We start from the raw sequence: 22,045 nt of genomic DNA on the forward strand, positions 1-22,045 counted from the left end.
CAGGAACTCCGAGTAGCAGTCGACCACGGCGGCGGGCACGTTCGTGCCGCCGCCGGTCTCCGGCGCCGGGGGCGGCGGCGCGGTCGGGCACCGGCCCGTGACCGCGTTGGTGGTGCCCGCCGCGACCTGGGCGAGGTCGGGGAAGCTCCGCTTCGGGTCGGTGGTCACGGCGTTCTCGCCGGGGGAGTGGTACTTCAGCGCGTCCTCGGGGCTCACGACGGCCGTGGTGCCGAACACCCGGAACAACGGGCCGTCGGTCTTCGTGTTGTCCACCAACGAGGTGCCGTTCTCGCCGCCGCGGTCGTCCTGCTCCCACAGGTAGGTCACGGTGTCGCCGTCGGGGTCGATCGCCCACCCGGTCAGGGCGAACGGGGTGCGCGTCGGGATCGTGTGCCGCTTCGCCGTGGTGACGACGGGCGGGTGGTTGCGGGTGCGTTCGACGCGGTGGCCCTGGTTGTCCTGCGGGCCGCCCTTGACCGTCTCGCCGACGACACCGGTCGCCCCGGTGGCGTCGAGACCGAGCGACGGCACGTCCACGCCGGACAGGGCCCCCTGGAACGTGACCTGGAAACCGGTGGTGTCGAACGGGGTCGGCCGGTTCACGTTGTCGCCGAGGCCCAGGACCTCGACCTGGCCGCCCGCGGGCAGGATCGCCTCGAGAGCGGTCTTGATCGCCGCCTGGCTGTACCCGGCGTAGGTGATGGGCGCGGTCCGGCGGCCGTCGTAGGTCAGCGTGAACGAGTCGCCGTCGTCGAAGCCCCTCAACGCCGTGTTCTGCACCTCGTCCTCGTCCCACCGGGTCGACGCGGTGAAGTCGGCGATCTCCGCGCGGCTGCGGTGCGAGAAGTAGGGGTCGTTGTGGGGCTGGAGGTTGTCCTGCTGGCAGATCCCCGCGTACGACATGATCGTCACTCCGCTGCCCGGCTCGTAGGAGGACTCCTCCCAGCGCTGCCCGGTGCCGCATCCCCACTGATCGCCGTTGAAGGTGTGCTCGGCGCCGAACTGGTGCCCGATCTCGTGCGCCACGTAATCCACGGCGAAGAAGTCGCCCGTGGGCGTGGTGATGCCGGTGCAGCCCGCCGCCTTGTCGGCGCCGCCGACGCCCGGAACCCCTGCCCCACCACCGCGAACGCCCATCGCGACGTGGCCGATCTCGTAGTTGCTCGCGCCGATCAGCAGGCCCAGCACCGTCGCGGCGTGGCCGAGGGTCCCGGTCACGCACTGCTCCAGCTCCTCGGGCCGGAAGCACGGGGCCGAGCCGCACGGTCCGTTCGGGCCGGTGGCCAGCGCGTCGGTGTCCAGGTTCGTCTTGTCGCTGTCGTTGACCAGCAGCAGCCGGATCGCGGTCTCCTCCTCGTAGATCTGCGCGATCCGGTTGACCAGGGTCGCCTTGGCGGCGGTCACGTTCTCCGCGCCGACGTACCGCGCGTAGGAGGGGTCGGTGATGATCGCGATCCGGTACGTGCGGACCCGCACGACCGGGCTCGGGACCGCGGGCGCGGGGTAGGCCCGCCGCGCCTGGTACCCGGCGTCGGCTTCCAGCAGAGGGGCGGCCGGGCTCAGGTCGTGGCCGAAGTAGCTGGCGTACAGGCCCTGGTCCTGGTGGGAGTAGGGGTCCACGAACCACTGGCCGCGCTGGGACCGCACCGACGCGTGGAAGCCCAACGGGGTCAGGTCCGCGTGGACCGACGCGGTCGGGTCCTCCAGGCTCCGGCCCGTGAACGTCCTGATCTCCGGGTGCTTCGCCGCCAGTCCCGGTTCCATCACGGGGGTGTCGACGAGTTCGAACCGCTCGAACGTGCCCGCGGGGGTCGGCAGCACGACGGCGACGGTGTCCGCTCCGGTCAGGGCGGCGGCCAGCGCGGGCCGGTCGAGGGTGAAGCCGGCGAACGCGGCGGGGTGGACGTCGCCCGGTTGAGCCGATCGCGCGGCTAAGACGCCGCCGTCGACCTTGGTCCACGGGTTGTCCGCCGCGGCGGCGGTGCCCGACGTGGTCACCAGCGCGCCTGCCGTGGCGGCTGTCAGGAGCAGGGTCAGGACTCGGCGTGTCGACGAACGTGGTGCCACGGGGGGTCTCCTGTCGGGGTGGGGTCGAGGTCGGGTCACATCCTGGCGACCTGCCGACGGCGGGAGGAAGGGCCGGGAGCGATCTTTTCGGTGGGCTCGCGGGCGGGTGTTGGCGTTAACAAACAGCCGGACTCTGTTCATCGGGTTACGAAAGTGCTTTCGAGGCCTGGAAGTGGACATTCAGGGCGGCGACAGCTTGGGCGTTCGTCCTCCTGGGCCGGGAAATGCGCTGGTGTTGTTGAACGTGCGCACAAGTCCTCCGCGTGACCGCCGTGTTGCGCTCTTGACGTCGGATGTGACGCAGCTTACCGTCGTGAGCGCTAACATTCGGAGAATTTACCGAAAGTTTCGAGTGCCGTTCGTCCCCGATCCCCCTGGAGAAGCGACGTGACCCTCCGCCCGCTTTCGCTGCTCGCCGCCGCGGCGCTCGTCCTGGCCGCAGCCTGCACACCCGGCACGGGCGGGGGTGGGGGAGGGGACGGCAAGTCGTTCGAGTTCTGGTCGTTCGCCGCCATCAACCAGAAGGCGTCCGTGGACGCCTACCGGCAGAAGCACTCGGACGTCGAGATCAAGCTGACCGAGGTCGGCACGTCGACCGAGACCGCCCAGGCGCTGACGACGGCGCTCGCGGGCGGCAAGGTGCCCGACCTGGTGCTGATCCAGGGCGACAACCTGCCGAAGTTCGTGCAACAGCCCCAGAACTTCGTCGACCTGAGGACGTTGGGCGCCGACGACATCAAGGGCGACTACCTGGACTGGGTGATGAAGCAGAGCGTCGCCAAGGACGGCGAGGTCCTCGGCGTGCCCACGGACGTGGGCGGCATGGCGATCGCCTACCGGACCGACCTGTTCGCCGCCGCCCAGCTGCCGACCGACCCGGCCGCCGCGAGCGCGCTGTGGCCGACGTGGGACGCGTTCATCGAGACCGGGAAGCGCTACAAGCAGGCCACCGGCAAGGCCTTCATCGACAACGCGGCCACCAGCGTGTTCTACCAGGCGGTCAACCAGGTGTCGGAGAAGTACTACAGCGAGGGCCGCGAGCTGGTCTACGACCGCAACCCCCAGGTGCGGGCGGCGTTCGACCTCGGCGTGAAGGCGGCCACGGCCGGGATCACCGCCGGGCAGACGTCGTTCGAGAGCGCGTGGAGCGCGGGCCTGGCGCAGGGCGCGTACGCCGCCGTGGCCGCGCCGTCGTGGATGCTCAACACGATCCGCAGCACGGCCCCCGACACCAAGGGCAAGTGGGCCATCGCGAAGATCCCCGGCGGCGCGGGCAACTGGGGCGGCAGCTACCTTGCCATCCCCAAGCGCGCGAAGAACCCGCAGGCGGCGTGGAACTACATCAAGGAGATGCAGTCGCCCCAAGGACAACTGGAGCACTTCGCCCGCGCCGGAGCCCTGCCGTCCACCCCGTCGGTCTACCAGGACGCCAAGCTGTCCTCGCTGAAGGACCCGTTCTTCACCGACGCGCCGACCGGCAAGATCTACACCGACTCCCTGCTGGGCCTCAAACCGTTCTACATCGGACCCGACAGCGCCACCATCGGCCAGGAGTTCCTCAACTCCATCACCAACGTCGAGCAGAGCGGCGGGAACCCGGCCACCGCGTGGGACGACGCGCTGCGCAACATCAAGACCGCCATCGGATGAGCGCCGTGGCACTGACGCTCGTCCCCACGCCGCGGGCCGCACCACCGCCCCCCGTCCGCCGCAGGGCTCGGGGGCTGGGGGAGCGGGTGACGCCGTACGCCTACATCGCCCCGTTCTTCGTCCTCTTCGCGGTGTTCGGCCTCTTCCCGTTCGCCTTCACCTTCTACGTGGCGCTGTTCGACTGGAACCCCATCGGGGACCAGGTGTTCGTGGGCGTGGACAACTTCACCCGCATGCTCGGCGATCCGCGGTTCTGGAACGCCGCGCGCAACACCGTGAGCATCTGGTTCCTGTCCACCGTCCCGCAACTGCTGCTGGCCCTGCTGCTGGCGCACGTGCTCAACCACGCCCGGCTGCGGTTCGCGCTGTTCTTCCGGATGTCCGTGCTGGTGCCCTACGTGACGTCGGTGGCGGCGACGGCGATCGTGTTCGCGCAGCTGTTCGACCGCGACTACGGGCTGCTCAACTGGCTGCTCGGACTGGTCGGCGTGAGCCCGGTCGACTTCGTCCAGTCCATCGCGGGCAGCCACGTCCTGATCGCGACGATGGTGACGTGGCGGTGGTTCGGCTACACCACGCTGCTCTACCTCGCGTCGCTGCAATCGGTGCCGCGCGCGGTGTTCGAGGCCGCGGCCATCGACGGCGCGGGCCCGTGGCAGCGGTTCCGCCACATCACCGTCCCCTCGCTGCGGCCGGTGATCATCTTCACCGTCGTCACGTCCACCATCGGCGGCCTCCAGATCTTCACCGAGCCGCTGCTGATCGCCACGGGCGCGCCGCTGACGTGCGGGGCGGTGCGGCAGTGCCAGACGTTGACGCTGTTCCTGTACGAGCAGGGCTTCGGCGAGTTCGAGTTCGGCTACGGGTCGGCCGTCGGCGTGGCGCTGTTCGTCATGGTCGTCGCGATCGCCGCGGTCAACTACCTGCTGGCCGGTCGGATCAGGGCGGACCGATGACGGGCGCCGTGCCGCGCCGACGCGGCCACGGCCGCGTCCGCTGGTGGACCTACCTGCTGCTCGCGGTGGCGGCCGTCGTGTGCCTGTTCCCGCTGTACTGGATGTTCGTCGTCGCCACCACCGACACCGCGACCGCCACGCGGATGCCCCCGGCCGTCGTGCCCGGCGGCAACTTCTTCCACCTGCTGGGCCTGGTGCTGGAGACGGTGCCGTTCGTGCGGGCGTTGTTCAACAGCCTGTTCGTGGCGACCGCGATCGGCGCGGGGCAGGCGGTGTTGTGCGCGCTGGCCGGGTTCGCCTTCGCCAAGCTGGACTTCCGCGGGCGCAACGTCCTGTTCCTGGTCGTCGTGCTCACCATGACGGTGCCGACGCAGCTGTCCGTCATCCCGCAGTACTTGATCATGTCGTGGCTGGGGTGGGTGGACACCCTGCAAGCGCTGGTGGTCCCCGGTCTCGCCAGCGCGTTCGGCATCTTCTGGATGCGCCAGCACATCACCGCCACGATCGACGACGAACTCGTGCAGGCCGCGACGATCGACGGCGCGAGCACGGGACAGGTGTTCTGGCGCATCGCCTTCCCCATCGTGCGGCCCGCCGCGTTCGTGCTCGGCCTGTTCGGCTTCGTCACGGCGTGGAACGACTTCCTGTGGCCGTTCATCGTCCTCAAGACCCCCGAGCGCTACACCGCGCAGATCGCCATCAAAGCCCTCCAGAACAGCTACGACGTCGACCTCGGGCTGGCCATGTCCGGCTCGTTCCTGGCCACCGCGCCACTGGTCGTGCTGTTCGTCGTGGTGGGGCGGCGCATGGTCGCGGGCGTCCTCGAAGGCGCCTTCAAAGGCTGAACCCACCACCACACCCCGGAACGAGGAAGCCCGTGGCCCCGGAAACGACCGCCTGGCAGTACGACAACCCCGTCATCCCCGGATTCCACCCCGACCCCAGCGTGTGCCGGGTCGGCGAGGACTACTACCTGGTGTGCTCCAGCTTCGAGTACTTCCCCGGCGTGCCGCTCTTCCACAGCCGCGACCTGGTGCACTGGCGGCAGATCGGCAACGTCCTCGACCGGCCGTCGCAGCTCCCGCTGCCGCCGGACTCCTCGGCGTCCGACGGGATCTACGCGCCCACGATCCGGCACCACGACGGCCGGTTCTGGATGATCACCACGAACGTCTCGCAGGGCGGCAACTTCATCGTCCACGCCGAGAAGCCCGAGGGTCCGTGGTCGGACCCGGTGTGGATCGACCTGCCGAGCATCGACCCCGACCTCGCCTGGGACGAGGACGGCAACTGCTGGTGCGCCTTCCAAGGCGTGCAGGTGGCCCGCATCGACCCCGAGGCGGGGAAGGTGCTGGAGGGCCCGCTGCCCGCGTGGTCCGGGACCGGGTTGCAGTGGCCGGAAGCTCCCCACCTGTACCGGATCGGGGAGTGGTGGTACCTGATGATCGCCGAGGGCGGCACCGAGCGCGGCCACACCGTGGCCATGGCGCGCGCCACCTCGCCGCGCGGTCCTTGGGAAGCCGCGCCGGTCAACCCGGTCCTGACCCACCGCGGCACGTCCCACCCGGTCCAGAGCACCGGGCACGCCGACCTCGTGACGGGCCCGGACGGCGAGTGGTGGATGGTCCTGCTCGCCACCCGGCCGCGCGGGTACAGCCCCGGATTCCACGTCCTGGGCCGGGAAACGTTCCTCACCCCGGTCGGGTGGCAGGACGGCTGGCCGGTCGTCGGCCCCGTCGCCCTCCGGGAGCGAGGGCCGGGCACTGCTCCTCAGCCGGTGGAGGCCGCTCCGCGGCGGGACGACTTCGACGCGCCCGCGCTCGACCCGCGGTGGATCTCGCCGCGGTCGCGCCCGGACGACTCGTGGTCGTTGACCGAACGGCCGGGCTGGTTGACGCTGCACGCCACCGGGTCCACTTTGGACCGACCGGGTTGCACCTTCCTCGGCCGCCGCCAGGAGCACCCGACGAGCCGGACCGAAGTCCTCCTCGACCCCGGCTCCGGCCGCGCGGGCCTGTCGATCCGCGTGGACGAGGCCCACCACTACGACCTGGAGGTCGCGGACGGGCAGGTCGGCGTCATCGCCCGCATCGGCCCGGTGCGCCAGCGGGTGGCCATCCGGTCGGTTCCCCCCGGCCCGGTGACGCTCGTGATCACCACCCGGCCGACCAGGGAACTCCCGCCGTCCGACGGGGAAGCGGTGGGCGTGCACGACACCCCGCCCGACTTCGTCGCCTTCCACGTCAACGACCGGCCGCTCGCCGAACTCGACGGCCGCTACCTGTCCACGGAGGTCGCCACCGGCTTCACCGGCCGGGTGATCGGCGTGTACGCCACCGAGGGCAGCGCCTCGTTCGACCGGTTCGAGCACGGCCCCCTCGACGTCCCCCTGTAGTCCGATCCGTCCACCGCACCCCACCGGTGCCTCTCAGAAAGCGACATCCATGACGCTGACAGCGAAGTCAGTCTCCCGAGCCGCGCTCGTGTCGAGCCTGGTGGCCGCCGTGGCGGGCGCCGCCGTCCTCCTGGCCGCCCCCGCCAGCGGCGCCGCCTCCACCCTCGCGGCGGCGGCCGAGCAGAGCGGCCGCTACTTCGGCACGGCCGTGGCGGCGAGCAAGCTCGGCGACTCGACCTACACCGGCATCCTGAACCGCGAGTTCGACATGGTGACGGCCGAGAACGAGATGAAGATGGACGCCACCGAGCCCAACCAGGGCCAGTTCAGCTTCTCCAACGGCGACCGGATCCTCAACCAGGCCCGCAACCAGGGCAAGCGGGTCCGCGGCCACGCGCTGGCGTGGCACTCCCAGCAGCCGGGCTGGATGCAGAACATGAGCGGCAGCGCGCTGCGCTCGGCGATGCTCAACCACGTCACGCAGGTCGCCACGTACTACAAGGGCAAGATCTACGCGTGGGACGTGGTGAACGAGGCGTTCGCCGACGGCAGTTCCGGCGGTAGGCGCGACTCGAACCTCCAGCGCACCGGCAACGACTGGATCGAGGCGGCGTTCCGCGCCGCGCGGGCGGCCGACCCGAACGCCAAGCTCTGCTACAACGACTACAACACCGACAACTGGTCGAACGCCAAGACCCAGGGCGTCTACAACATGGTGCGCGACTTCAAGTCCCGCGGCGTGCCGATCGACTGCGTCGGCTTCCAGGCGCACTTCAACAGCGGCAACCCCGTGCCGAGCAACTACCACACCACGCTGGGGAACTTCGCCGCGCTGGGCGTGGACGTGCAGATCACCGAGCTGGACATCGAGGGCTCCGGGTCGAGCCAGGCGCAGCAGTTCCAGGGCGTCACGCAGGCGTGCCTCGCGGTGGCGCGCTGCACCGGCATCACCGTGTGGGGCATCCGCGACAGCGACTCGTGGCGCTCCTCCGGCACGCCGCTGCTGTTCGACGGGTCCGGCAACAAGAAGGCCGCCTACAACTCCGTGCTCAGCGCCCTGAACAGCGGGACCGGCGGCACCAACCCGACCACGACCACCACCACGACGGAACCGAACCCCGGTGGCGGCGGCTGCACGGCGACGTACTCCGAGGGCCAGAAGTGGAACGACCGCTTCAACGGCCAGGTCACCGTGTCGGGCACGGACAACTGGACCGTCACGGTCACCGTCAGCTCGCCGCAGAAGATCATCGCCACCTGGAACACCAGCGCCACCTGGGATTCCAGCGGCAACGTGATGACCGCGCGCCCCAACGGCAACGGCAACGCGTTCGGCTTCACCGTCCAGCACAACGGCAACTGGGCGTGGCCGACGCTCACCTGCCAGGCGAGCTGACCGCACGTCGTGGGGGTCCGCGGGTGCGGGCCCCCACGACCGCCCGCTGAGGGGCCGCTCAGGAATCGACGGTCGAGGACACTCCTCGTCCGCGACCGCTGCCATCGTGGCCCCATGTCACACACCACGACCACCGAACGGGACGACCTGCTCGCCGCGCTCGCGGCCGCGCGGGCCGCGCTGCTCCGCTCCCTCGACGGCCTCGACGACGAGCGGTTGGCCCAGCGCCCGACCGTCAGCGCACTGTGCCTCGGCGGGCTGGTCAAGCACGTCGCCTCCATGGAGGAGGTGTGGCTGCGGTTCGCCGTCGAGGGCCCGTCCTCGATGGACCACCCCCTGCCCGAGGGCGCGACGTGGGACGACGTCATGACCGGCGGGGTCGCGCCCCCGCGGTGGATGGTCGAGCACGAGGCCGAGTTCGCCATGCGCCCCGGCGACACGAAGGCGAGCATCGTCGAGCGCTACCGCCGAGTCGCCGAGTCGACCGCGAGGATCGTGGCCTCCCTGCCCGACCTGTCGATCACGCACCCGCTCCCGGCCGAGCCCTGGCACGAACCGGGCGCGACGCGCAGCGTCCGCGGTGTGCTGCTGGTCCTCATCCACGAGACCGGCCAGCACGCCGGCCACGCGGACCTGTTGCGGGAGACGCTCGACAAGACGTCCACGTCGGACGTCGCGTAGTCAGCCCGCCGTGCCGAGGGACGGGGTTTCGAGCCGGTAGCCGTGGCCCCGCAACGTGGTGATCTCGGGGACGATCGCCCGCGGGTCGCCCGCGGACTCTTCCGTCAGGCGGCGGCGGAGGGCGGCCATGGTGACGTTGAGGGTCTTGACCGTGCCGAACCAGTTCTCGTGCCAGACCTCCGCCATCAGGGCTTCGCGGGTCACCGCCGTGCCCGCTCGGCGGGCCAGGGCGGTGAGCAGGTCGAACTCCTTGGGGCGCAGGTCGATCTCGCGTCCGGCCAGCAGACATCGGCGGGCCGAGAGGTCGAGGACCAGGTCTCCGAGGTGGATCGGGGCGATGCCCGCCGCGCCGGGCGGTTGGCGGCGCAGGTGGGCGCGCAGCCGCGCCAGGAGCACGGTGAGGGTGATGGGTTTGACCAGGTAGTCGTCCGCGCCCGCGTCGAGCCCGACCACGATGTCGATCTCGTCGGCGCGCGCGGTGAGGATGACGATCAGCAGCTCGGGGTGGTCGGTGCGCAGGGCGCGGGTCACGTCGAGGCCGTCGGTGTCGGGCAGTCCCAGGTCGACGAGGGCGATGTCCGGTGTGGACTGCCGGGCGTGGGCCAGCGCGCTGTCGCCGGTGCGGCACCACCGGGCGGCGTAGCCGTGGGCGCGCAGGCCGGCGTGCAGGTGCCCGCCGATGGTCGGGTCGTCCTCGACGACCAGGACCTCGAGGACGTCGGTGCCGCGGTGCGGGCGCATGGACCGGATGGTAGCCGGCCCTCGGGCGGCCGCCACCCGTGTGCTCACCGAGGTCTTGGACCCGGACGGCCATGATGGGGCCATGCGACGTCGAGTGGTGCGGGTGGCGGTGGTCGCCGTCCTGGTCGCGCTGGTCCTGTTCGCGGTGCCGTTGGCGATCGTGGTGCGGTCGTCGCTGGTGGGCGAGGAGCGCGGCGAGCTGGAGCGCGTCGCGCTGACGGCCGCCGTCCGCGTGGCTCCGCAGTTCGCGACCGGCGGTCCGGTGCGGCTGCCCGCCGCCGAGACCGACAGCGACATCGGTGTGTACGACCTGGACGGGCGCCTGCGCGGTGGGCGGGGGCCGGAGGTCGCGGACCCGGTCACCCGGCAGGCCTCGGCAGGCGACGTGGTGGACGGCCGGTTCGGCGCGGACACCGTCGTCGCGGTGCCGGTGTCCGCCGCCGACCAGGTCATCGGGGTGGTGCGGGCGTCGGCGCCGACGAGCGTGGTGTGGGGGAGGACCCTGCTCGCGTGGTCGATGCTGGCCGCGCTCGCGGGCGGAGCACTGGTGGTGGCCGTGCTCATCGCCCGGCGGCAGGCAAGGAGGCTGAGCGCGCCCCTCCAAGCCCTGTCCGACGCCTCCACGCGCATCGCGGGCGGCGACCTGGGCGCGCGTGCCGAGCCCGGCGACATCCCCGAGATCACCAGCGTCGCCCACGCCCACAACTCCATGGTCGACCAGCTGACCAGGATGCTGGAGCACCAGAGCCAGTTCGGCGCCAACGCCTCCCACCAGCTCCGGACGCCGCTCAGCGCGCTGCTGCTCGACCTGGAGGCGGCCCGCGCCGCACCTCCCGCCGACCTCCCGCGGGTCGTCGACACCGCCATCGAGCACGTCCGCGGTCTCGCGGTGACCGTGGACGACCTGCTCGACCTGGCCCGGCACCACCCGGACCACGGGTTGGCCGCCGGTGAGCACCGGCTGGACGAGGTGGTCGACTCGGCCGGGCAGCGCTGGCACGGCGCGTTCGCGCGCGAGGACCGAGGGCTGGTCCTGGACACCGACCCCGAGGTCCGCGATCGGCGCGTCCCGGCGAGCGTGGTCACGCAGATCGTGGACGTCCTGGTGCACAACGCCCTGCGCCACGGCCGCGGCGCGGTGACCGTGACCGCGCGGGACGTCGGCGGAGCCGTCGCCGTCGGCGTCGCGGACGAGGGGTCGATCCGGGTGGGCGGCGCCGACGTGTTCGCGCGCGGCACGTCCGGCGGTGACGGCCACGGGATCGGCCTGGCGCTGGCCCGCACGATGGCCGAGGCGGGCGGCGGCCGGTTGCGGATCACCAGCCGCGCGCCCACCACGTTCACCCTCTACCTGCCCCTGGCCGACGACGGGGGACCGGGAGTCAGCCCAGAGCCGTGAGCAGCGCCGTGAGGGCGGACTTCTCGGTGTCCGCGTTCGGGGCCGTCGCCCGCAGCTCGCGGAGCACCGTGTCGATCCTGCCGTCGACGTCGGTCCACGCGGCCTTGTTCTTCGGCCGCAGGCGCGCCTGGGCGTTGTCCCACTCGGTTTCGAGGTCGTCCACACGGGACGTCGCGCCGGACTGGTCGCCCGCGGTCAGCAGGGTCAGCGTGTCCTGGGTGATCGTGCGGAAGGTGGAGAGGTCGCCGAGGGCCGAGGACTGCGCCGCCACCTGGCCACCGGCGGACGGGTCCGCCTGGAGCGCGGACGTGCGCCAGAAGTACCCCGCTCCGGCGACGACGAGCACCAGCCCGACCACGACCGCGGTCTGCCACAGGCCGCCGCGTTTCGGGGTCTCGTCGGCGGGCACGACGGTGATGGTGTCGGCCTTCGTGACCGAGAGGTACACCACGACGGCGAGGATGGCGACCGTGAAGATCAGGCTCGTCACCGTCGCGCCGAGACCGAGGCCGCCCTCGCTCGACGGCTGGGAGAGGTAGTCGCCGATCGACGCGCCCAGCGGCCGGGTCAGGACGTAGATGAACCAGAAGGAGAGGACCGCGTCGAGCCCGAGCCGCCAGGCGACGGCCGCGACGGCGATCAGCGACGCCACGATGGCGCCGGTCACCAGGTAGCCGAGCCCCATGACCTCGGCCATCAGGTCGCCGGTCGCGGTGCCGAGCGCGAACGTGAACAGGATCGCCAGCCAGTAGAACGCCTCACGCCGCCCCGTGACGATGGAGTGGATGGAGAGCGTCCTCTCCTTCGCGTACCACGCGGCGAACGTGGCCGCGAGCAGCACGCCGAAGATCAGGGTGCTCGCCTCGAGCGGCAGGCCGACCTGGTCGGTGAAGTTGTCGGTCACCAGCGTGCCGAAGACGCTCACCAGCGCCACCGTCAGCCAGTACAGGGCCGGGACGTACCGGTTCGCTCGGAACTGGAAGACCAGCGCGACGGCGAGCAGCACACCGGTGACGAGGGACGTGCCGGTCAGGCCGAAGTTCAGGTTGACGTTGAGGAAGTCCGCGGCCGTCTCGCCGACGGTCGTGCACAGCACCTTGATGATCCAGAAGTAGAGGGTGACCTCTGGGACCTTGGTGAGAAGTCGACGGCTTTGGGCCAGGGCGTTCGGTGAAGTCACGGGACTCTCTCACGGTCGGATCGCCGAAGCGAAGAAAAGGCCCGAGTGGTGGGCCACGACTTTCGAGACAGTAGGGGACCGAGGGTGAGTTCTCGGCCGGGCGAAGGTGTGCTGACGGCAAAATCGTCGTTCGCCCGGCTTTTCCTCGACCCCCTCCGCGACAATAGAAAAAGGGGGATCAGGCGAGTCGGCGGTCGTGTGCGATGGCCTGGAGCCGGGTGCGCAGGTCGTCCGCCTCGGCGACGCCGATGACCGAACTGTAAAGGGCCTGAGCCGATTCCCAGAGTTCGCGCGCGTACGCGTACCGCTCCCGTCCCAGCTCGGTGAGCGCGACGATCTTGCTCCGGCCGTTGGTCGGGTGGATCTCGAACGCGACCAGGCCCTCGCGGTGCAGCGGGCGGAGGGAGTGGCCCAGGCTGGAGCGGTCGAGCACCAGCACGTCGGCGAGCCTGCCCATCGTCGGCGGGAACCGGGAGAGCGCGTTCAACTCGGCGAGGATCGAGAACTGGGTCGACCGCAGGCCCGCGGGGGCCAGGACGTGGTCGTAGAGCAGGGTCAGCTTGCGCGACGCCTTCCGCGCCGACGTCACGTAGCACTCTGGAACATCCGAAACGCGCACCGCGTCCACCCTCTTCCGCTCGATGAAGTCCGCCCGGCCCGCGCGAGTGGGCGGCGGCCGACCGCCCACCCGCTCACGGGCTACTTGCAGGTCTTGCCGGAGTTGACGCAGTCCACGACCTGGTTCATGAGCTGCTTCGACATCACGTTGGCGAAGTCGTCGTGGTCGGTCAGCGGGTCGTGCTTCTCGGCCGGGAACGAGTCGACCTTGAACTGCCCGGCCTTCTGGACGTCGGCGGGGATGTCGTAGGTGAGGCTGATCCGCAGCTGCGGGACGGCCTTCAAGCCCTTGGCGCACTTGCCGTTGGCGTCCGGGAACGCGATGTGGTCGCGGTGGTTGGCGCTGTCGGTGTTCTTGCCGTCCCAGCAGCTCGGGAAGTCGTGGATCCGCTTCACCTTGCTGCCGTTCGGGCAGATCGGGTACTTGGTCAGCAGCACCTTGTCCTCGAACCCGGTGCAGGTCCAGGACGCCTTGGTGTTCTTGTCGCCGTTGACGGAGCGCTTGGCGTCGCCGTAGAGGATCTTCAGGAACTGCGGCATCGCCACGACGTCGCCGACCGGGCTGCCGCGGAAGGTGATGTCCGCGACCTTCGGCTCCTGGACCTCGCCGTCGTTGCCGTCCAGCACCTGGTCCTTGCCGGTGCCCGCGCCCTGCGCCTTGCCGCCCTTCTTGGCCTTCCCCTGGTTCTTCTTCTGCCCGTTGCCCGCGGCGGCCGCGGCCTGGTCGGTGGTGGTCGGGGGGTTGGCGGTGGTGGTCGCGGGGTCGGCCGCCGCCTTGGCGCCTGCCGCGGTCTTGGCGTCGGCCAGGGCTTTGTCGGCTTGCGCCTTGTCGGCTTGCGCGGCCTTGATCGCCGTCTTGTCGCCCTTCTTCCGCGCCGCGGAGAGGGCGGCGTCCGCCGCGGCCACGTCCGCCGTCGCCTGGTCGACAGCGGCTGGGTCGACGGCGGCGTTGCCCGCGGCGGCCGCGTCGGTGGTGGTGGCATCGGCGGCCGCGGGGTCGGTGGTGGTGGCCGCGGCGTCGGCGGAGGCCGCGGCCGCCGCTTCGGCCTGTCCCTTGTCGATCCGGACCACCGGCCAGAAGTAGGCGGACTGGTCGCCGTTCGCGCAGGTCGTCCCACCCGCCAGCAGGCTCTTGTCGTTCGAGTTGGCGTCGGTGGTGAGGTTGCCGACGTAGTCGTGCAGGTGCTGGGCGCCGTTCTGGACGCCGGGCGCGGCGATGAAGTTGTCCGGGTTGAAGTGCCCGTTCTCGTTCAGGCCGCAGTCGACCGTGAAGGTCCCGGTGCTGGCGTTCGCCTGCTGCTTGGCCTTCTTCACGTTGGGCTTCACGGTGGTGATGTCGACGAACAGCGACTTGTCCGCGGCGTCCGCCTGCGCGGTTCCGGGGTCGCCCGACCCGGAGATCACGACCGTCAGTCCGATCACGAGTGCGAGACCTGCCGCACCGGCTGTCACTTTCGCGCGCGGGGAGAACTGGTGGCGCCTCGCGAATCGCGTCATGGGTTGTCACCTCGTTGGCAGTACCACTGATCCGCCCGTGGGCGGGGGACAACCGGAACTACGGGTGAAACGCCGGGGGACGCGCCTCGATATCGATTGCGTTATCTTATCGTGATAGTGGTGAACTGATCGGTACTGATTACCGCCGCGCTGTGCGGGCCTCGAATTCCGGGCATGGCGATGGCGCGGCCCTGTCGAACTTCTCGAAGGGTCGCGCGGAATGGAATTCGCCTATTTGTGGGTCACGTCCTGATTCGGGTTCGCGGTAATCTTCCCGGCACGGGCGTGGGTCGTCCGGCCCGTGTCGGGTCGGACGTCGTCGCGGGCCGCCGGGTCCTGGCACTTGATCTTCTATTCGCGAATAGAAGCTGTAGGGTACTCCAGGACGCCGCGGAAGGGAACCGGTCGCGGCGAGGGGCGTGCAACCTGCCGGACACCTCGTGCGTGTTCACTGCGGATGCACGCCCTCGGGGGGAAGTCTCGACAGAAGGTTGTTCAGTGCGCAAGTACATGCCGGTGTTCGCGGCTGTGGTGTCCCTGGTGCTCGTGGGATGTGCCCGGACGCCCGCCAACCAGACGGCGCGGCCGGAGGAGCAGCCGTCCGCCACGCCGTCGACGACCACCACCACGACCCAGCCGACCGCCCTGCCCGGTCCTGGTGGCACGACGGTCCCGGTGTTCACCCAGCCCTACTCGTTCGGCACGCCCCAGGCCGTCGTGCCCCCGACCACCGACGGTCTCGCACCGGTGGTCCGCCACATCGAGACCGACAAGCCGTACGTGTTCATCACCATGGACGACGGCGCGGTCCGGCACCCGCAGGCGTTGGAGCTGATCCGGCTGTCCGGGGTGCGGCCGACGCTGTTCCTCAACTCCAGGTACGTCGACGGCCACGACGACTACTTCAAGCCCTTCCGGACGCAGCTCAAGGCGTCGGTGCAGGCGCACACCTCGACCCACCCCAACCTCGCGGGCAAGCCGTACGAGACGCAGAGGCAGGAGATCTGCGGCAACGCCGACTTCCTCACCACGAGCTTCGGCGCGCGCCCGACCCTGTTCCGGCCGCCGTACGGCAGCTACGACCGCGCCACCCGCAAGGCCGCCGCCGACTGCGGCATGACCGCCCTGGTGCTGTGGACCGCCACCGTCAACGACGGCGTCGTGCAGTTCCAGTCGGGCGGCAAGCTCGTCGCGGGCGACATCGTGCTCATGCACTTCCGCAACTCCTTCGCCGACGACTACCTCGCGTTCCTCAACCGCGCCCGCCAGGACGGCCTCACCCCCGTGGTGCTGGACGACTTCCTCTCCAGCACGCCGCCGCAGCACTGACCGGTAGGGTTTTCGGCCATGAACGATCTTCAGGGTCCTCGCCGGAGCGCACTCGCGAGCGGGGTTCCCGAGTCCGTCGTCGACTGGTGGCTCGGATTCGCCCGCGTGCAGCTGGAGTTCAGCCAGCTCGACGAGACCGATCCCGCGTCGTCCGACGCGGTGGTCGCGGGCCGGTTCGGTGGGCGGCCGCGGCTCCCCGCGGACGTCGAGTGGAACGGCTACCCCCACTTCGTGGCCTCCCTCGACCTCGCGGCCCTGCCACGGGACCTGCCCGGCCTCCCGCTGCCTCCCGACGGCACCCTGCTGATCTTCGGCGACGTGGAGGAGGGGTGGAGCACGGCCGGGGCGTCGGAGCTGGGCTGCCGGGTGCTGCACGTCCCCGCGGGCACGCCGACGGCCGAACGGGTTCCGCCCGAGTCGCCGGACGTCGCGGACCACGTTCGCGAGCCCTACCCGTTGCGCTACCTGCGGCGGTGGACCCTGCCGGAGGAGAACGAACCGGCGATCGCCCTGGACGAGGACCACCGGGCGCTGTTCGACGAGCACGACCTCGGGTCGTTCGCGTCGGACGAGTTCCTCAAGGACGCGGTCTTCCTGCTGGGCGGCCACAGCGACGGCGTCCAGGACGACCCGTGCGTCCAGAACTCGGAGTGGCGGACCCACGACTCGGACGACTGGCGGCTGCTGGCATCGTGGACGACGGGAACCCAGCCCGACGGCTACGACGCGAGCCTGTACTGGATCATCCCCCGCGAGGACCTGGAGGCCGGGCGCTTCGACCGGGTGATGCTGGAGACGCAGATGCACGACTCGCAGGGCTCCTACTCGTAAAGGCCTCCGCGGTGGTGGTCAGCGGAATCCGTGGTCCGCTCGAACGGCGGGCCCGTAGCGGTGCACGGGTCTGCCCGCGCCGCCGTACTCCAGGTGGAGGCGGATCACGCCCCTGCGGTGCAGTTCGCTGAGGTAGCGCTGCGCTGTGGGCCTGCTGACGCCGAGCCCTTCGGCCAACGCGCTGGCGCCGATCGGCTCGGGCGAGGCGAGCACGGCGTCGAGGATCTTCTGCATCGTCGGTGGGCGTGGGGTTCGCGCGGCGTTCGGCCGTGGTCCGCGCAGCAGGTCGTAGAGGGCGTCCACGGTGGCCTGGTCGGCGTCACCGCCGCCGCTGGTCTCCTGCCGCCACCGGCGGTAGGCCTCCAGTTGAGTGCGGAGCTGCTCGAAGCCGAACGGCTTCACCAGGTAGTACACCGCGCCCAGGTGCATGGCGGTGCGCACGGTGTCGAGGTCGCGCGCGGCGGTGATCACGATGCTGTCGGGCGCGGAGCCCTCGGCGGAGTTCAGGCCGCGCAGCACGGAGAGGCCGTCGTCGTCGGGCAGGTAGATGTCCAGCAGCAGCAGTTCGGGGTTCAGCTCGGCGACCGCCCGCCTGGCCTCGGCGGCGGTGTGGGCCTCGCCGACGCAGGTGAAACCGGGGACGCGCGCGATGCTCGCCGCGTGGATGCGCGCCACGCGGAAGTCGTCGTCCACCACGAGGGTCCTGATCATCCGACTCCCTCCAACGACCGGTCGGCCCGCGCGGACGTGGGGATCCGGACCTCGAACCGCGCGCCGGGGCCGGAGCCGACGTCGATCGACCCGCCCGCGCGGTGCACCAGCCGGAACACCAGCGCCAGCCCCAGACCGCGGCGTGCAACACCGCGCGAGGACTTGGTCGAGTAGCCGTCCGCGAAGATCTCGTGCACGGCGTCCGGCGGGACACCGGGCCCGGTGTCGGTGACGACGATGCGCACTTCGCCCCCCTCGTCGGCCAGGTGCACGTCCACCGCCCGCGGACCGGGCAGGGTCGCGGCGGCGTCGATGGCGTTGTCGACGAGGTTGCCCAGCACGGTCAGCAGCGCGCTCGTCTCCGCGGACGGCCGGTCCAGGTGGGAGTCCGCGCTGACGGTGAGCCGCACCGCGCGTTCCGCCGCGATCGTCACCTTCGCGAGCAGCAGCGCCGCCAGTTCCGGTGGGGCGACGCGCGTGCGCAGGTCGTCGCCCTGCGACGGGGACGTCTCGGTGATCTCCGCGAGGAACCGGGTGGCCTCGCCGTACTCGCCCAGTCCGAGCAGCCCGGCCAGCACGTGCAGCCGGTTGCTGAACTCGTGCTCCTGGGCGCGCAGCGCGGTCGTCAGCCCGGTCAGGGCGTGCAGCTCGCGGATCAGCCCCTCCAGTTCGGTGCGGTCCCGCAACGTGATCACCGAGCCGATGTCACGACCGCCCAGCACCACCGGCATCCGGTTCACCACCAGCAGCCACTCGTCGGTGAGCACCAACTCCTCCGCGCCCGACCCCTCGACCAGCAGGTCGCGCAGGCGTCCCGGCGGCAGCAGCTCGTCGACCCGGCTGCCGCGGGCCGTGCCGGTGAGGCCCAGCAGCCGCCGGGCCTCGTCGTTGATGACGTCGACCCGGCCGTCGGGCCGCACGCACACGACACCTTCGCGGATGCCGTGCAGCATCGCCTCCCGCTCCTGGAGGAGGGACACGATCTCGGCCACCTCCAGGCCGAAGGTGACGCGCTTGACCCCCCGTGCCAGCAGCCACGAGGCGAGCACGCCGACGGCCAGCGCCAGCGTCGAGTACAGGGCCACCCACAGCGCGGCGTCGAACACCTCGCCGGACACCTGCTCCTCCAGGATGCCCACGGACACCTGGCCGACGATCGAGCCGTCCGCGCCGGGCAGCGGGGCCCGCCCGTTGGCCGACCGGCCCAGGCTGCCGTTGTCGATGCCGACGTGGCCGTTGCCGTCCAGCGCGACGACGGGCTCCTCGATCCGCAGGCCCACCAGTGCCGGGTTGGGGTGCGAGAAGCGCAGCCCGGTGCGGTCGGTCACCACGACGTACGCCGCGCCGCTGCCCACCCGGACCCGCTCGGCGACGGCGGGGATCACGTGCGCGGGGTCGCCCTGGACGAGCGCGTCCCGGATCTCCGCGTTCTGCGCCACGGCCGAGGCGATGCCCAGCGCGCGCTGCTCGTACTGCCGGTCCAGGGTCTCCCCGGTCAGCTTCACGTACAGCAGGGCGCCGGCGGCCGTCGTGACGACCAGGATGCCGAGCACCGCCAGCAGGATCCGCGACGCCAGCGACCGCGATCGCCACATGACCGCTCCGCTCTGCCACTGGTCGTAGGGGCGTTCGCATGACACCACGCGGGATCGGCCCTGCCAAGCGCGGCGGGGCAATCGTCCGGTTAGTCCGGCCGGAACCTGAGCAATACGAGCAAAAACCGCGCAAACGCACAGCTCCGCGGGTATCGCACGCAACCTTCTCCGGTCGCCGCCGCCACTCCTACCGTCCGTTCCCACACCGCCGCGCCGGACCGGGAGGAACGAGCACAGTGCCAGCGACGAAACGAGCACCAGCGATCGAACTGCGAGGGGTGACCAAGCGGTTCGCCACGGACGGGGGAGTCCCCTACACCGCACTGCGCGACCTGGACCTCGAGGTGTCGCCGGGGGAGTTCTGCGCCGTCGTCGGCCCGACGGGATGCGGGAAGTCGACGTCCCTCACCCTCGTGGCGGGCCTCGAACGCCCCTCGGCGGGCAGCGTCCTCGTGCACGGCCAAGAGGTCTCCGGCATCACGCCCGGCGTCGGGTTCATGTTCCAGACCGACGCGATCCTGCCGTGGAAGACGGTGCTGGACAACGTATCCGCGGGCCCGCGCTTCCGCGGCACGCCCAAGCGGCAGGCGCTCGACGACGCCCGCGACTGGATCCGCCGCGTCGGCCTCACCGGGTTCGAGGACCGCTACCCCCACCAGCTCTCCGGCGGGATGCGCAAGCGGGTCGCGCTGGCGCAGAACCTCATCACCGAACCGCGGGTGATCCTCATGGACGAGCCCTTCAGCGCGCTGGACGTGCAGACGCGCGCCAAGATGTCGACCGAGCTGCTGACCCTGTGGGATCTCACCCGCCCCGCCGTCGTGTTCGTGACGCACGACCTGGAGGAGGCCATCGCGCTGGCCGACACGGTGGTGGTGCTGACCGCTGGACCGGCGGCCACCGTGAAGGCCCGGTTTCCGATCGACCTGCCACGACCCCGCGTGGTGCAGGAGATCCGCTTCGACCCCCGGTTCGTGGACCTCTACCAGCGGATCTGGGAGGCGCTGCGCGCCGAGGTCGACGTGGCCTACACGCAGAGCACCCGGCTCGACGGGAAGAAGGCCTCATGACGACCGCGACCCCCGGCGTGGAGGCGGACGCCACCGCGCCCGACACGACCCCCGACGCGGGGGCGCGGTACCGGGCCCGCCATCGCACCCGGCGCCTCCTGGTGCACGCCACGCAGGCCGCGGTGCTGGTCGTGATGCTGGGTGGCTGGCAACTGCTCGTCCAAGGCGACCCGCGCTCGATCATCCTCTACGGGGTGCCCTCGGGCATCGTCGACCGGTTGCGGACCTGGACCACCGAGGGCACCGCCATCGGCTCGTTGGGCGACCAGATCGTCACGACGTTGCAGGAAGCGCTGATCGGCTTCGTCATCGGCACCGCGCTCGGCATCGTGTGCGGCATCGCCCTCGGCCGGATTCGGTTCCTCGCCGACGTCTTCGGCCCGTTCATCAAGGTCCTCAACGCCATCCCGCGCATCGTCCTCGGCTCGGTGTTCGTGCTCGCCTTCGGGCTCGGGCTGGAGTCCAAGATCCTGCTGGTGATCGTGCTGGTGTTCTTCGGCGTCTTCTTCAACGCCTTCCAGGGCACCCGCGAGGTGGACCGGAACTTCATCGCCAACGCCAGCATCCTGGGCGCCTCCAAGTGGCAGGTCACCCGGCAGGTCGTGCTGCCGTCGGCGTTCACCTGGATCATCGCGAGCCTGCACGTGAGCTTCGGCTTCGCGCTGATCGGCGCCATCGTCGGCGAGTTCCTCGGCGGTTACGCCGGTCTGGGCGTGCTGATCAAGAACGCCCAGGGGACCTTCGACGCCAACGGCGTCTGGGCCGCCATGGTGATCATGGGCGTCGTCGCGCTCATCGCCGAGTGGCTCATCACCCGCCTCGAACACCGCCTGCTGCGCTGGCGTCCCGCCCAGCTCGCGGGCCCCGACCTCTGACCCCCCCGATCGAAGGAGATCACAGTGTCCACAAAGGTCTGGATCGCGGCGGCCTCGGCGGCGGTGCTGCTGGTGTCCGGGTGCGCCTCGACGGCCAGTCAATCGGCGGGCAGCAGCAGCTCCGGTGGCTCCGGCACGCCGGTGAGCATCATGGTCGGCGGCCTCAACAAGCAGATCTACCTGCCGTTCATGCTCGCCCAGCGGCTCGGCTACTACCAGGAGCAGGGGCTCAACGTCACGTTGCAGGACGAGGGCGCGGGCGTCGACGCCACCACGAACATGGTGGCGGGCAAGGTCGACGGCGTCGGCGGGTTCTACGACCACACCATCGCGTTGCAGGGCCTCGGCCAGTCGCTGGAATCCGTGGTCTCGATGCTCACCACGCCCGGCGAGGTCGAGCTGTGCCGCAACGAGGTGAAGGACCAGATCAAGTCCCCGGCCGACTGGACGGGCAAGAACCTCGGCATCACCGACATCGGCTCCTCCACCGACTTCCTCACCCAGTACCTCGCCCAGAAGAACGGCGTCGACCCCACGAGCGTCCACCGCGTGGGCGTGCAGTCCGGCAACACCCTCATCGGCGCCATGCAGCACGGCAACGTGGACTGCGCGATGACCACCGAACCCACCGTCTCCACGCTGATGGCCACCGGGTCGGCCTACATCCTGCTCGACATGCGCTCGGCCGAGGGCACGGCCGCGCAGCTGGGCGGCGAGTACCCGGCGACCTCGTTGTACATGACCACCGACTACGTCACCAAGAACCCGGCGACCGTGCAGAAGCTCGTCAACGCCTACGTGAAGACCCTGAAGTTCATCCAGGACCACACCGGCGCGGAGATCGCCGACCAGATGCCCGCCGACTACTACGCGGGGTCCGGCAAGGACGCCTACGTGAAGGCGCTGGACGCGGAGAAGGGCATCTACAACCCCACCGGGATCATGCCCCCCAACGGTCCCCCGACGAACCTCAAGATCCTCCAGGCCTTCAACCCGGACGTGAAGGGCAAGAGCATCGACCTGGCCAAGACCTACACCGACGAGTTCGTGACTG

19 protein-coding genes are annotated in these 22,045 nt (G+C 70.6%); 12 read left to right on the forward strand and 7 right to left on the reverse strand.

The genetic code is table 11. The features are described from left to right. The coding region (locus ACFWW9_RS39290; RefSeq protein WP_390387660.1) for a M12 family metallo-peptidase at positions 1-2,067 on the reverse strand (2,067 nt) is incomplete at its 3' end. A 387-nt stretch (positions 2,068-2,454) separates the two neighbouring features. On the opposite strand from ACFWW9_RS39290, the gene ACFWW9_RS39295 reads away from it, so the two are divergent. The 6 genes from ACFWW9_RS39295 to ACFWW9_RS39320 all read left to right on the forward strand — a co-directional run bounded on the left by ACFWW9_RS39295 (position 2,455) and on the right by ACFWW9_RS39320 (position 9,145). Next, positions 2,455-3,717 (forward strand): ABC transporter substrate-binding protein, encoded by a 1,263-nt coding sequence (locus ACFWW9_RS39295; RefSeq protein WP_390387662.1) that lies wholly within the window; start codon positions 2,455-2,457, stop codon positions 3,715-3,717. Further along, positions 3,714-4,673 (forward strand): carbohydrate ABC transporter permease, encoded by a 960-nt coding sequence (locus ACFWW9_RS39300; protein ID WP_390387664.1) that lies wholly within the window; start codon positions 3,714-3,716, stop codon positions 4,671-4,673. The genes ACFWW9_RS39295 and ACFWW9_RS39300 overlap by 4 nt, the downstream gene beginning before the upstream one ends. After that, the gene (locus tag ACFWW9_RS39305) at positions 4,670-5,518 is read left to right on the forward strand and encodes a carbohydrate ABC transporter permease (protein ID WP_390387666.1); all 849 of its coding nucleotides are present in this window, start codon (positions 4,670-4,672) and stop codon (positions 5,516-5,518) included. Before ACFWW9_RS39300 ends, ACFWW9_RS39305 begins: the two co-directional genes overlap by 4 nt. 32 nt (positions 5,519-5,550) lie before the next feature. Further along, positions 5,551-7,068: a glycoside hydrolase family 43 protein gene (locus ACFWW9_RS39310; RefSeq protein WP_390387667.1), complete on the forward strand. Its 1,518-nt coding sequence runs from the start codon at positions 5,551-5,553 to the stop codon at positions 7,066-7,068. A gap of 49 nt (positions 7,069-7,117) precedes the next feature. Beyond that, a complete protein-coding gene (locus ACFWW9_RS39315) occupies positions 7,118-8,464 on the forward strand; it encodes an endo-1,4-beta-xylanase (protein ID WP_390387668.1) in 1,347 nt (448 codons plus the stop codon). A gap of 114 nt (positions 8,465-8,578) precedes the next feature. Continuing rightward, positions 8,579-9,145 carry a DUF664 domain-containing protein gene (locus ACFWW9_RS39320; RefSeq protein WP_390387670.1) on the forward strand — a complete coding sequence of 189 codons (567 nt, stop codon included), beginning with the start codon at positions 8,579-8,581 and terminating at the stop codon, positions 9,143-9,145. On the opposite strand, the gene ACFWW9_RS39325 is transcribed toward ACFWW9_RS39320, so the two are convergent. After that, positions 9,146-9,886, reverse strand: coding sequence for a response regulator transcription factor (locus ACFWW9_RS39325; RefSeq protein WP_390387672.1), 741 nt, complete (start codon positions 9,884-9,886; stop codon positions 9,146-9,148). 82 nt (positions 9,887-9,968) lie between these two features. Here ACFWW9_RS39325 and ACFWW9_RS39330 point away from each other — a divergent pair, with 82 nt between their 5' ends. Then, positions 9,969-11,285 carry a sensor histidine kinase gene (locus ACFWW9_RS39330; protein ID WP_390387673.1) on the forward strand — a complete coding sequence of 439 codons (1,317 nt, stop codon included), beginning with the start codon at positions 9,969-9,971 and terminating at the stop codon, positions 11,283-11,285. Here the strand turns inward: ACFWW9_RS39330 and ACFWW9_RS39335 are convergent. The 3 genes from ACFWW9_RS39335 to ACFWW9_RS39345 form a co-directional block, all read right to left on the reverse strand. Beyond that, positions 11,269-12,465: a hypothetical protein gene (locus ACFWW9_RS39335; RefSeq protein ID WP_390387674.1), complete on the reverse strand. Its 1,197-nt coding sequence runs from the start codon at positions 12,463-12,465 to the stop codon at positions 11,269-11,271. The two genes, ACFWW9_RS39330 and ACFWW9_RS39335, sit on opposite strands and share 17 nt — an antisense overlap. 178 nt (positions 12,466-12,643) lie before the next feature. Beyond that, positions 12,644-13,054, reverse strand: a complete 411-nt coding sequence (locus tag ACFWW9_RS39340; protein ID WP_390387675.1) for a MarR family winged helix-turn-helix transcriptional regulator — start codon at positions 13,052-13,054, stop codon at positions 12,644-12,646. Positions 13,055-13,164: 110 nt separating this feature from the next. Beyond that, complete coding sequence (locus tag ACFWW9_RS39345; protein WP_390387676.1) at positions 13,165-14,580, reverse strand: DUF1996 domain-containing protein; 1,416 nt, start codon at positions 14,578-14,580, stop codon at positions 13,165-13,167. Positions 14,581-15,078: 498 nt separating this feature from the next. On the opposite strand from ACFWW9_RS39345, the gene ACFWW9_RS39350 reads away from it, so the two are divergent. Together ACFWW9_RS39350 and ACFWW9_RS39355 are read left to right on the forward strand one after the other, a co-directional pair. Continuing rightward, complete coding sequence (locus ACFWW9_RS39350; protein ID WP_390387677.1) at positions 15,079-15,909, forward strand: polysaccharide deacetylase family protein; 831 nt, start codon at positions 15,079-15,081, stop codon at positions 15,907-15,909. Positions 15,910-15,927: 18 nt separating this feature from the next. After that, entirely contained in the window at positions 15,928-16,740 is an 813-nt protein-coding gene (locus tag ACFWW9_RS39355; RefSeq protein ID WP_390387679.1) for a DUF1963 domain-containing protein, read from the forward strand. A gap of 18 nt (positions 16,741-16,758) precedes the next feature. On the opposite strand, the gene ACFWW9_RS39360 is transcribed toward ACFWW9_RS39355, so the two are convergent. Further along, a complete protein-coding gene (locus ACFWW9_RS39360; RefSeq protein ID WP_390387680.1) occupies positions 16,759-17,451 on the reverse strand; it encodes a response regulator in 693 nt (230 codons plus the stop codon). Next, positions 17,448-19,046: an ATP-binding protein gene (locus ACFWW9_RS39365; protein WP_390387682.1), complete on the reverse strand. Its 1,599-nt coding sequence runs from the start codon at positions 19,044-19,046 to the stop codon at positions 17,448-17,450. The genes ACFWW9_RS39360 and ACFWW9_RS39365 overlap by 4 nt, the downstream gene beginning before the upstream one ends. 278 nt (positions 19,047-19,324) lie before the next feature. Between ACFWW9_RS39365 and ACFWW9_RS39370 the strand changes: the two genes are divergently transcribed. The 3 genes from ACFWW9_RS39370 to ACFWW9_RS39380 all read left to right on the forward strand — a co-directional run. Continuing rightward, the gene (locus ACFWW9_RS39370; protein ID WP_390387683.1) at positions 19,325-20,116 is read left to right on the forward strand and encodes an ABC transporter ATP-binding protein; all 792 of its coding nucleotides are present in this window, start codon (positions 19,325-19,327) and stop codon (positions 20,114-20,116) included. Then, a complete protein-coding gene (locus ACFWW9_RS39375; protein ID WP_390387684.1) occupies positions 20,113-20,991 on the forward strand; it encodes an ABC transporter permease in 879 nt (292 codons plus the stop codon). The genes ACFWW9_RS39370 and ACFWW9_RS39375 overlap by 4 nt, the downstream gene beginning before the upstream one ends. Positions 20,992-21,015: 24 nt before the next feature. Continuing rightward, positions 21,016-22,045 (forward strand): ABC transporter substrate-binding protein (locus ACFWW9_RS39380; protein ID WP_390387685.1); only part of this gene is annotated, 1,030 nt, incomplete at its 3' end.

The sequence above is a fragment of the Umezawaea sp. NPDC059074 genome, assembly GCF_042738955.1.
In the GTDB taxonomy this organism is placed as follows: domain Bacteria; phylum Actinomycetota; class Actinomycetes; order Mycobacteriales; family Pseudonocardiaceae; genus Umezawaea.

What these genes read in the sequence shown, in the direction of transcription:
- ACFWW9_RS39300 (WP_390387664.1), top strand. Translation starts at nt 3,714, where the DNA reads ATGAGCGCCGTGGCACTGACGCTCGTCCCCACGCCGCGGGCCGCACCA.
- ACFWW9_RS39365 (WP_390387682.1), bottom strand. Translation starts at nt 19,046, where the DNA reads ATGTGGCGATCGCGGTCGCTGGCGTCGCGGATCCTGCTGGCGGTGCTC.
- ACFWW9_RS39345 (WP_390387676.1), bottom strand. Translation starts at nt 14,580, where the DNA reads ATGACGCGATTCGCGAGGCGCCACCAGTTCTCCCCGCGCGCGAAAGTG.
- ACFWW9_RS39360 (WP_390387680.1), bottom strand. Translation starts at nt 17,451, where the DNA reads ATGATCAGGACCCTCGTGGTGGACGACGACTTCCGCGTGGCGCGCATC.
- ACFWW9_RS39355 (WP_390387679.1), top strand. Translation starts at nt 15,928, where the DNA reads ATGAACGATCTTCAGGGTCCTCGCCGGAGCGCACTCGCGAGCGGGGTT.
- ACFWW9_RS39320 (WP_390387670.1), top strand. Translation starts at nt 8,579, where the DNA reads ATGTCACACACCACGACCACCGAACGGGACGACCTGCTCGCCGCGCTC.
- ACFWW9_RS39315 (WP_390387668.1), top strand. Translation starts at nt 7,118, where the DNA reads ATGACGCTGACAGCGAAGTCAGTCTCCCGAGCCGCGCTCGTGTCGAGC.
- ACFWW9_RS39325 (WP_390387672.1), bottom strand. Translation starts at nt 9,886, where the DNA reads ATGCGCCCGCACCGCGGCACCGACGTCCTCGAGGTCCTGGTCGTCGAG.
- ACFWW9_RS39375 (WP_390387684.1), top strand. Translation starts at nt 20,113, where the DNA reads ATGACGACCGCGACCCCCGGCGTGGAGGCGGACGCCACCGCGCCCGAC.
- ACFWW9_RS39305 (WP_390387666.1), top strand. Translation starts at nt 4,670, where the DNA reads ATGACGGGCGCCGTGCCGCGCCGACGCGGCCACGGCCGCGTCCGCTGG.
- ACFWW9_RS39330 (WP_390387673.1), top strand. Translation starts at nt 9,969, where the DNA reads ATGCGACGTCGAGTGGTGCGGGTGGCGGTGGTCGCCGTCCTGGTCGCG.